Source organism: Paraburkholderia sp. UCT70, from assembly GCF_050434085.1.
GTDB lineage: Bacteria > Pseudomonadota > Gammaproteobacteria > Burkholderiales > Burkholderiaceae > Paraburkholderia > Paraburkholderia tuberum.
This window is the reverse complement of the sequence record NZ_JBNPVZ010000002.1, coordinates 2,029,810-2,038,939: the sequence shown is the minus strand read 5'-3', so window position 1 is coordinate 2,038,939 and position 9,130 is coordinate 2,029,810. Positions and strand designations below refer to the sequence as shown.

Sequence of the window (9,130 nt, the reverse complement as noted above, 5' to 3'; positions counted from 1 at the left end):
ACTTGCCGCTTTCTATTCGCATACAGGTGCCGCCTCCCACAAACGCCGCACGACACGGGAATAAAACCCGCCACAAGCCAGTCATGCCTCACGAACCGGGTTCGGTTCGGCGAATCCCTATCGTGAGGTCATCATGTCGTCACATCATTCATTCGATCCGGCGCGTCGCGGCGCGCTGAAGTGTCTTGCGTTCGGCGGCCTCGGCACCGTGTTCATGTTGTCGGGCGGCGTGCTGACGCCGGTCGAACTTGCGCTCGCGGCCGACGCGAACACCGCGACGCCAGCGGCTGGCACGCCGCTTTTCCTGCAGATCAGCGACACGCATATCGGCTTCAACAAGGAGGCGAATCCCGACGTCGCGGGCACGCTGAAACAGACGATCGATTACATCAACGCGATGCCGGCGCGTCCGCCGCTCGCGATTCACACCGGCGACATCACGCATCTGTCGAAGCCCGCGGAATTCGATCTGGCCGCGCAGCTGATGTCGGGACTGAAGATCACCGAGCTGCACACGGTCCCCGGCGAGCATGACGTCACCGACGGCCCCGGCACGGAGTACTTCAGCCGCTTCGGCAAGGCTTCGGATAACCGTGGCTATTACAGCTTCGATCACCAGGGCGTGCATTTCGTCGGGCTCGTCAACGTGATGCATTTCAAGCCGAACGGCCTCGGCGGTCTCGGCGACGAGCAGCTCGAATGGCTCGAAAACGATCTGAAAGGCCGCTCTTCGAGCACCCCGGTCGTGGTGTTCGCGCACATGCCGATGTGGACCATCTACGAGCCGTGGGGCTGGGGCACGGGCGACGCGGGACAGGCGATGAGCTATCTGAAGCGCTTCGGTTCCGTGACGGTGTTGAACGGCCACATTCATCAGATCGTGACGAAGGTCGAGGGCAACGTGACGTTCCATACCGCGCGCTCGACCGCCTATCCGCAGCCGACCGCCGGCCAGGGCGATGGCCCTGGGCCGCTGAAGGTCGCGAGCGACCAGCTGCCGAAGATGCTCGGCGTGACGAGCGTCAGCATCGCGCGTCATCCGCTGAAGGCGACGCTCGACGACACAACGCTCGCCTGACGACACGCGCTACTTTTACGCTCGAGGAGATCAATGATGCTAACCAATATGATGGGCCGCGCGCTCGCGATTCTGCTCGGCAGTGTCGCGATTCTGGCGGTGTCGGCGGGGCTCGGTTTTGCGCAAACGACGATGCCGATGCAGGTGCAGAAACAGACCGTCGCGTCGACGCCTAACGCGATCGTCATCAAGAACTTCATGTTCTCGCCGATGGAACTGACCATCAAGGCGGGCACGACGGTCACATGGAAGAATCTCGACGGCGAGCCGCACACCGTGGTCAACGACGCGGGCCTGTTCCGCTCGGGCGCGCTCGATCAGGACGACACCTATCAGTTCAAATTCGATAAACCGGGCGTGTACAAGATCTTTTGCGGCATCCATCCGAACATGAAGGCGACCATTACCGTGCAATGATCCAATTGCCGCCAAGCCCTTGCTCAGCAAGGGCAGTTCGGATTTTGCTCCGAACTCAACAAGGCTTGGCCGGCACGGGAAGGCACCGCACGACGAATTCCTGCACCCTGGAACATCGTGGAAAACTGTCAACACAGGTAGTGCGCGACTGGAAGTTGTCCATCGTGCATCGTGTTGCGGTCCTGGTAGTTCCGTGCGGAACGTCGCTTACGCGGTATGCAGCTCGCTCAACCGGCACAGCAGAATCCCATAGCCGGTCAGATGCCCGAGGTACACGCTCGTAAACACGTCCGACGCGGGCAGGTCCTCGGTCAGCTGACGCAGGTCCTCCATATGCAGCGGCGGCGCGTCGAGCGGCGGACGCTCGACGCGCAGGTCCGCCGCCTCGGCCAGTTGCCGGTGCGCGTTGACGAGCCGCGCGAGCCGCGCGAGAAACATTTCGCGCCACGCGGCGTCGAGCGCGGCGAACTGATCGTGAAACGTGTCCATCGTTTCAAGAAAATTGACCAGCGAATCGAAGGTCTCCTGATAGCTCGCGAACACCGGCAGCCGTGCCGCGTTGCGCTTCAGATGTGGCGACACCCACGCCTGCTCGAGGTCGGTCTTCAGCAGCAGGTGCGCCTGCTTCAGGTTCGTGCTCAGCGTGCGCAGCCTCGAGGCCGCCGGCTTGATCTGCGCTTTGTCGAGCTGGCCCGCGGCCAGTTGCGCGACGACATCGGTGGCCTGTTCATTGCCGTCGTTGACGAGCGTGTTCGCCCAGTAGCCGTGATCGGGCGGAAACGCGATCTGCTGGATGACGAAGCCGAGCAACATGCCGAGTACCACGCCAATCAGGCGCTGTTCGAGCAGCGGAAGATGTTCGCCGGTGTAGAGCACGAGCGTGATCGGCACCGTGATGCTGGTCATCTGGAACAGCGACGGCCGCAGCGCGACGATGCTGAAGATCACGACCGGCAGCAGCGCCGCGCCCATCCACAGGTGCGGCGCGGTCAGCCAGATCAGCAGCGTGCCGAGCGGCATCGCCACCACGTTCGAAAACACCCGCTTGTAGAAGTAGCTTCGAGCCGCCGAAATCGAGCTACCGAGCGCCAGCGTCAGCATCGTCGAACCCGCGAGCGGCACGGCCGCGTCGGGAAAGCCGAGCAGGTATGGGATGCCGAAACCGATCCACAGGCCGAGCGTCAGCTTCGTGTACTTGGCGGTTTCCGACAGAGAAAAGCGCGCAAGCGCGCGGCTCAACGGCGTGAGTGGTTGGTGCTGATACCTGTTCGACATGATTTTTATGCTGACCGATGACGTTGGGCCGGGCACCGTTGGGCCGGGCACGGCGCGGCGTTCGCGCCATGCGCGCACGTGACCCTACCATCCGGCGCGGACGGCTTCGGGAATTCGCACGGTAGCAGTTCGCGGAATGCTGCTCGAGGCGCGCGGCGCGCGCAGTCCAACGCGGTTTCAAGCGGCGGTTTCGGCGTCGCGCGCGCGTTCGCCGCCAGGCCCGGTTGTTGCATGCGAAACGGCGACCGCGTTGGCGCGTTTCGCAGAATCCGCGTCGCATCGGGCGTAGCGGCCTACGGCAGGCGCACGGCTGGCTGTCGGGCTCTTTGCCGGGTTGGAGTTTTTACCGGCTTTGCACGCTTTTTTGCCAACTCACCGGGCATCTGGCGGCACCACCAAAGCGAGGCGGAAACGCAACGCTGCTGTGTTGTCGGCCGTCTGCGACAGGATTACATTCATTGAGCATTGCGTGCAGCGGCAGCCCGCGAGCTCGGTTTACGCGCCGGCTCGTCAGCGCGCCAGCTTGTCAGCAGAAAGTGGCATACCCGGAGCGTATTGCGATGGCTACCGATCCCGACGATATCGACTTGCGTCATTCCACAACGGACGGCCGGTCCTCCTTCGAACCCGACGGCCCGGACGAATCGGGCGTGCCGCCCCCGCGCTTCGGCCGCCTTGCCCTGTGCCTCGCGGCGGCCGGCGCGCTGACCTTCGGTGTGATGGGCACCGTCGCCTACGGCGTCTGGTTCAACCAGGATCAGCAGACGTACGCGGATGCCATTGCGGGCGCGCGCCAGGCGCTCGGCTCATCGGCATCGGCCCGGGTGCCGACGGTGGCCGTCGCGCACGCGCCGGAGGAGGCCGCCGCGCCCTTCGCCATGCCCTCAGCCAGGCCGCCCGCCACGCCAGAGGTCGCGCTCGAAGCGGCCGGCGCGAACGGCGGCTTCGAGGACACCAACCCGGCCGTGTGGTCCGGGCAGATCCACCCGAGTACGCCTGACCCGAATCTCACCGCCACGCTGGCCGATACGCCGGTCGATACCTCGGCGGATATGTCGGCGGATATGTCGGCCAACCCACCCACAGCGCCCATCGTTCCCACGCCACCGCCGGGCTACACGCGGCACGTCGCCAATGCCGCCAATTCCACCGCGAAGCCCGCGGCCGGTCACGACGCGAAAGAAACGCGGCTCGCACAGCAGGAGCGGCGCGCGTCGTCGCAGCACAAGGGCGGTCTGTTTGCGCGGATCGGACAGTTCTTTCGACGCGTGAGCTATCGTCAACATGACAACGGCCGACAGCAACAAGATACCTACTCCCATCCCTGAGCACGCGGTCGTCGGACCAGCGGGGCGAGCAGGGCTGCGCGGCGCCGCACGCGCGCGCGTGCCGGTGTGGCGCTTCCGGCCGGGGCCTGCGAGCGTCGGCGTGGCCGCGCTGTTGTGTCTGCTGTTCGGCCTGCTGTATGTGGCGATGCAGATCCGCACGGTGTTTTCCGATCAGTTGAAGCAGGAGTACGCGGGCCTCGTGCTCGAAGCCGCCGGGCGCGTCGACAGCGCGCGCGAGCAGTTGGCCGCGTGGCAGCGTATGGCCGACACCCCGGCGAGTCACGACGCGTCGTTCGTGCCGGCCTATGACGCGGCGCGCGCCGAACTCGCGGGGCGTTTCGCGTCGCTTGCGGCGCTCGTCAACGCGAGTCCGTCGCCGGCGCCGCCCATTCCGGCGATGTCCACGGCGCAGCCAACGCCCGAAGCCGTCGCGGCGGCGCTCGGCAGCGTGTCGGCCTACTGGCGCGCGCAACGCGACGCGTCGAGCGCCGACGTGCGGCTGCGCGTCGCGCACGTCGCGCGCACGTTGATCGCGCTCGCCGCGCTGCTGTTCTGCATGCTGATCACGGCGCTCGGCATGTACGCGAAGCGCACCCGGCAGCTCGCGGGGCAGTCGCACGAGTTCGAGCTGGCGTCGCTGCACGATTCGCTGACCGGCCTGTCGAACCGCCGCAAGCTGCTGGCCGCGCTCGACGCCGCCGCAAGGACCGCGCGGATCGCGGTCCACGAGCAGCGCCTCGCGGTGCTGTATATCGATCTCGATGGCTTCAAGCAGGTCAACGATTCGTTCGGGCATCGCACCGGCGACGAATTCCTCGCCGCGGTATCCGCCCGGTTTCGCGCCTCGGTGCGCAAAGGCGATCTGGTCGCGCGCATCGGCGGCGACGAGTTCGCGGTGTTGGTGCGCACCTTTGCGGGCGATGACGAGCTCGCCGAGATCGCGCGCCGGCTGATGGCCTGCGTGGTCGACACCGACGAACAGATGGGAATCGGCGGCGTGCGCGCGAGCGTGGGCATCGCGAGTTATCCCGACGACGTCGACGATCACCGCCGTCTGGTCGCCGCCGCCGATGCCGCGATGTATCAGGTCAAGCGCGACGGCAAGAACGGCTTCGCGTTCGCGGCGCAGACGGGCAGGGAAGCGACGTTGTGAACCGCCTGAACGTCACTGGCCTTCGTTGCGCCACTCCGTCAGCTTTTCGCGCTCGTTGAGTTCGATGAACGCCGGCCGTGCGCGCAACCTGCGGATATAGCTCGCGAGATGCGGCCAGCCCACCGTCGCGGGGTGGGGCATGTTGCGGGTCCAGCGCATCAGCACGAGTGCGAGCAGATCGGCGGTGCTGAGCTTGCCGCCCGCGAGGTATGCGTGGCCGTCGGCGAAATGCCTGTCGAGCCGCGCACACGCTTCTTCGATGCGGCGTTGCGCGAGCGCGCGCACCGCCTCGGCGCCCGCGGGGTCGCCGTCGCTGCCGGCGTAGAACCAGTCGCGCATCGCGGGCAGCAGCGTATTCGCGAGGTAGATCATCCATTCCAGCCATTCCGCGCGTCCGGCCGAGCCGGGCGCGGGCGCGAGGTCGGCCTCGGCGTGGCGCTCGGCGAGCAGCATCAGCAGCGCGGCCGATTCATGCCGCGGCACGCCATCGACGACCAGCGTGGGCACGCGCCCGGCCGGATTCAGACGCAGATACTCGGGATCGCGCTGCTGGCCCGCGTCGATATCGACGAGGCGCGCTTCGAACGGCACGCCCATTTCGAGCAGCATCCAGTGCACGGGCATGCTGGCCGCGCCGGGCGAGTAGTAGAGAACGTAGGACATTCGGGGTTCCGTGGATCGTCGAGAGCGCGGTCGAGCCGTGAACAGAAAGAATAAGGGGCTGTCGCCGAAACGAACAGCCCCTTCAGATGCGTCAGGCGCCAGCGTACGCAAATGCGGGCGGTCGAAACAGCAAGCCTCGAATCACGCCCGCGGCCAGCTCTTTCAATGCGCCGACGCGTGCTTCTCCTGCTCGGCTGCGCTCGGCTGCGTCACCGCGCTGACGATCACGAACACGATCACGTTCACCGCGAGCGCAAGGAAGCCGATGTTGACGTCCTTTAGCGCATCGGGCAGGAACGGCATCAGTTGACCGACGCTCCAGTGCAGCGTCGTGGTCAGCGTGACCACCGCGACACCCGCGACGATGCCGCAGAACGCGCCTTGCCTGGTCGCGCGGTTGTGCGGGAACAGGCTGCAGAGCACGGCCGGGAACAATTGCGTGACGAAGCTGTAGCCCATCAGCAGAAGCGCGACGATGGTTTCGCCGCCGTTCAGCGTGAAGGCGACCGCGACCAGCGCCACGACCGGTACGAGGAAGCGCGCGATCACCGCGACCGACGCATCCGACGCGTTGCGGTTCACCATGCCGCGATACACGTCGTTGGCGAGCAGCGTCGACGCCGAAGTCAGGATCATCGAGCCCGGCACCAGCGCGGTCAGGATACCGGCCGCGCCGATCACGCCGACGAACCACGGATCGAACGTCTGCAGCGACAGGCGGAACAACGACAGGTCGATGTCGGCGCCCTTCAGGCCCGGCACGCGCAGCGTCGCCGCGAAGCCGACGAAGAACACGAACAGCAGGATCAGCTGATAGAGCGGCAGAATCGCGGCATTGCGGCGGAAAATTCGCTCGTCCCTCGCCGTGAAGATCGAACCGAACGTGTGCGGCCACATGAAGAAGCCGAGCGCGGTCAGCAGCACCGTCGACTGGAACCACACGACGCTCGAACCGCGCGCCGGGAAAGTCAGGAAGCCGGGACGGGCGGCGTCGATCGTGCGGAACATCTCGCCGAAGCCGCCGTAGTAATGCAGCGGCAGATAGATGCCGAGGAACAGCACGATCGCGAGAATCAGCAGATCCTTGGCCACCGAGTTCCAGGCGGAGCCGCGCACGCCCGACACGATCACGTAAGAGGTCACGACGATCGCGCCGATCCAGATCGCCGCCGTCGACGAGATCGCACCGTACGACGCGGTCGCGACGATGATGCCGAGGCCCTTCAATTGCAGCACCAGGTACGGGATCAGCGCGGCCACCCCGACCAGCGCGACCAGCGTGCCGAGCGCCGGGCTCTCGTATTTGCGCGTCAAGAAGTGCGGCTGCGAGACCAGGCGGTGCGTCTTCGCGTAGCGCCAGATCGGCGGCAGCATCCAGTACGACAGGATGTACGCGAGCGTGCCGTACGCGAGGATGTAGTAGACCGGCGCCCCCTTGCCGTACGCGAAGCCGCTGCCGCCGAGGAACGTGAAGGTCGTATAGATTTCGCCGGCCATCAGCAGGAACACGAACGCGGTGCCGAAGCTGCGGCCGCCCACGCTCCACTGCTCGAGGCTCATGTCGTGGCCGCGCCTTGCGCGCACGCCGAGGAACAGCGCGAATAGCGTAACGGCGGCGATGATGACGAGTGCGCTCATGGGCGAACCTCCTCGCCATCGGCGACGACGTGTCGGTTGGACGGATCGAGGTTGTAGATGATCGCCATGATGATCGCGCTCAACACCACCCACATGACGATCCAGGCCAGCACGAACGGCATGCCGAGCACGATCGGCTCGACGCGATTGACAAACGAAACGCCGACCAGGATGCCGACGAACGGCAACGCGGCAAGTACACGAAGCAGCATGTGGACAACTCCTCGAACCAGTAGGGATGTGTCGTTGATATTCCGGCTTCGCTGAGGACTGTATGCCGGATACTTCGGTCCCGTAAAGCAGGTCAAAATAAATGTCAGCGTTTCGACCGTTGCAATTGCATCTTTCCAGCCCGGATTGCTGCAGTGCAAAGCGGGACGCGCCGTGGCGCGCAAGGTGTCGCGCGGCTTTTCTGCAGGCCGACTGGCGCGCCGCGATATGATCTGCGAGCATTGCAGCATTTTCCGGACCGCGCGATTCCGCCCGGGTTCATGACCGGCAGCGCGCCCAGGCGCGAACTCGCGCGAGCACACGCAGACACACGGACACGCACATGGTCGAAAGTCTGATCTCGGACATCATGTTTGGCTTTATCGGCTTAATCAGCATCATCAATCCGTTCAGCGGCGCGTTTGTGTTTCTGGACCGGACCGCGTCGTTGACCCTCGACGAGCGCACCGTACTCGCCCGCAAGATCGCGATCAACGCCGCCGTTGTGCTGCTGGTGGCATTCTTCATCGGCACGCCGATCCTGCATTTCTTTGGTATCTCGATGGAGGCGCTACGCATCGGCGGCGGGCTCGCGCTTGCCGTGGGCGGCTGGCAAATGCTCAATGCGCCGGACACGCCGGCGGTCGAGCAGACGGAAGTCAAGCGCGTCGACGCCGAAACCGCGAAATCGCGCGCGTTCTTTCCTCTAACCGTGCCGCTGACCACTGGGCCCGGCTCGATCGCGACCGCGATCGCGCTGTCGGCGAATCGCACGCACAAGCTGTCGGCGTTCGTGATGTCGGGCATCGCGTCGGTCGCCATCACGTTCGCGGTGGCCGTCTGCGTGTATCTGATCTACAGCCGCGCAACGATCCTCGCGCGCTATCTCGGCGTCGAGGGCACCAAGGTCGCGTTGCGGGTGTCGGCGTTCCTGCTGCTATGCATCGGCGTGCAGATCATTCTGACCGGCGTGTCCGAATTCCTGATTCCGATTGCGACGATGCGCCCGCCGGCGGGCTAGCGCCGCATGCCGGCGCCATGCATGCTGTGGCGGCGGCGCCGCAGGTGGATCGCCTTCGGGTGGTTCGTGCGGAACGTCGACCGGATCGTCCGGGATCGGATCGGGGTCGATCTTCGGCGGCGGCGTGTTCGGCGCGATGTCGGGGTCGACTTCGGGCGGCATCGGCGCATGCGGATGCAGCGGCAGCGGCAGCGACTGCAACGAAAATTGCGCGTGGGTTGGCGCGTTCGGGTCGAATGTGCCGATTGCACTGGGCGCTTGCCGGCTCATATCAGGTAAATCCATCAGTCCTCTCCCCATAGTCTTCGTTTAGACGCGCAATGCTCGTGCCGCATGTCGACGGATGT

10 protein-coding genes are annotated in these 9,130 nt (G+C 65.4%); 5 read left to right on the top strand and 5 right to left on the bottom strand.

What is annotated here, in order from left to right; genetic code table 11:
• Positions 1-133 precede the first annotated feature (133 nt).
• The gene (locus OKW41_RS11715) at positions 134-1,078 is read left to right on the top strand and encodes a metallophosphoesterase family protein (RefSeq protein WP_429572571.1); all 945 of its coding nucleotides are present in this window, start codon (positions 134-136) and stop codon (positions 1,076-1,078) included.
• A 36-nt stretch (positions 1,079-1,114) separates the two neighbouring features.
• On the top strand, positions 1,115-1,495 hold the full coding sequence (locus OKW41_RS11710; protein ID WP_429573390.1) for a cupredoxin domain-containing protein: 381 nt from the start codon (positions 1,115-1,117) through the stop codon (positions 1,493-1,495).
• A gap of 207 nt (positions 1,496-1,702) precedes the next feature.
• Here OKW41_RS11710 and OKW41_RS11705 read toward each other — a convergent pair whose 3' ends face one another.
• A complete protein-coding gene (locus OKW41_RS11705; RefSeq protein WP_429443619.1) occupies positions 1,703-2,770 on the bottom strand; it encodes an FUSC family protein in 1,068 nt (355 codons plus the stop codon).
• Between the two features lie 560 nt (positions 2,771-3,330).
• On the opposite strand from OKW41_RS11705, the gene OKW41_RS11700 reads away from it, so the two are divergent.
• On the top strand, positions 3,331-4,098 hold the full coding sequence (locus OKW41_RS11700) for a hypothetical protein (RefSeq protein WP_429572570.1): 768 nt from the start codon (positions 3,331-3,333) through the stop codon (positions 4,096-4,098).
• On the top strand, positions 4,055-5,251 hold the full coding sequence (locus OKW41_RS11695; RefSeq protein ID WP_429443617.1) for a diguanylate cyclase domain-containing protein: 1,197 nt from the start codon (positions 4,055-4,057) through the stop codon (positions 5,249-5,251). Before OKW41_RS11700 ends, OKW41_RS11695 begins: the two co-directional genes overlap by 44 nt.
• 12 nt (positions 5,252-5,263) lie before the next feature.
• Here OKW41_RS11695 and OKW41_RS11690 read toward each other — a convergent pair whose 3' ends face one another.
• The 3 genes from OKW41_RS11690 to OKW41_RS11680 form a co-directional block, all read right to left on the bottom strand.
• Positions 5,264-5,914: a glutathione S-transferase family protein gene (locus OKW41_RS11690; RefSeq protein WP_429572569.1), complete on the bottom strand. Its 651-nt coding sequence runs from the start codon at positions 5,912-5,914 to the stop codon at positions 5,264-5,266.
• 162 nt (positions 5,915-6,076) lie between these two features.
• Positions 6,077-7,552, bottom strand: a complete 1,476-nt coding sequence (locus tag OKW41_RS11685; protein ID WP_429572568.1) for a sodium:solute symporter family protein — start codon at positions 7,550-7,552, stop codon at positions 6,077-6,079.
• Positions 7,549-7,764 carry a DUF3311 domain-containing protein gene (locus OKW41_RS11680; protein ID WP_187628102.1) on the bottom strand — a complete coding sequence of 72 codons (216 nt, stop codon included), beginning with the start codon at positions 7,762-7,764 and terminating at the stop codon, positions 7,549-7,551. The genes OKW41_RS11685 and OKW41_RS11680 overlap by 4 nt, the downstream gene beginning before the upstream one ends.
• 341 nt (positions 7,765-8,105) lie before the next feature.
• Between OKW41_RS11680 and OKW41_RS11675 the strand changes: the two genes are divergently transcribed.
• Positions 8,106-8,783, top strand: a complete 678-nt coding sequence (locus OKW41_RS11675) for a MarC family protein (protein ID WP_187619258.1) — start codon at positions 8,106-8,108, stop codon at positions 8,781-8,783.
• Here the strand turns inward: OKW41_RS11675 and OKW41_RS11670 are convergent.
• Positions 8,700-9,068 (bottom strand): hypothetical protein, encoded by a 369-nt coding sequence (locus OKW41_RS11670; RefSeq protein WP_429572567.1) that lies wholly within the window; start codon positions 9,066-9,068, stop codon positions 8,700-8,702. The genes OKW41_RS11675 and OKW41_RS11670 overlap by 84 nt on opposite strands.
• Positions 9,069-9,130 lie beyond the last annotated feature (62 nt).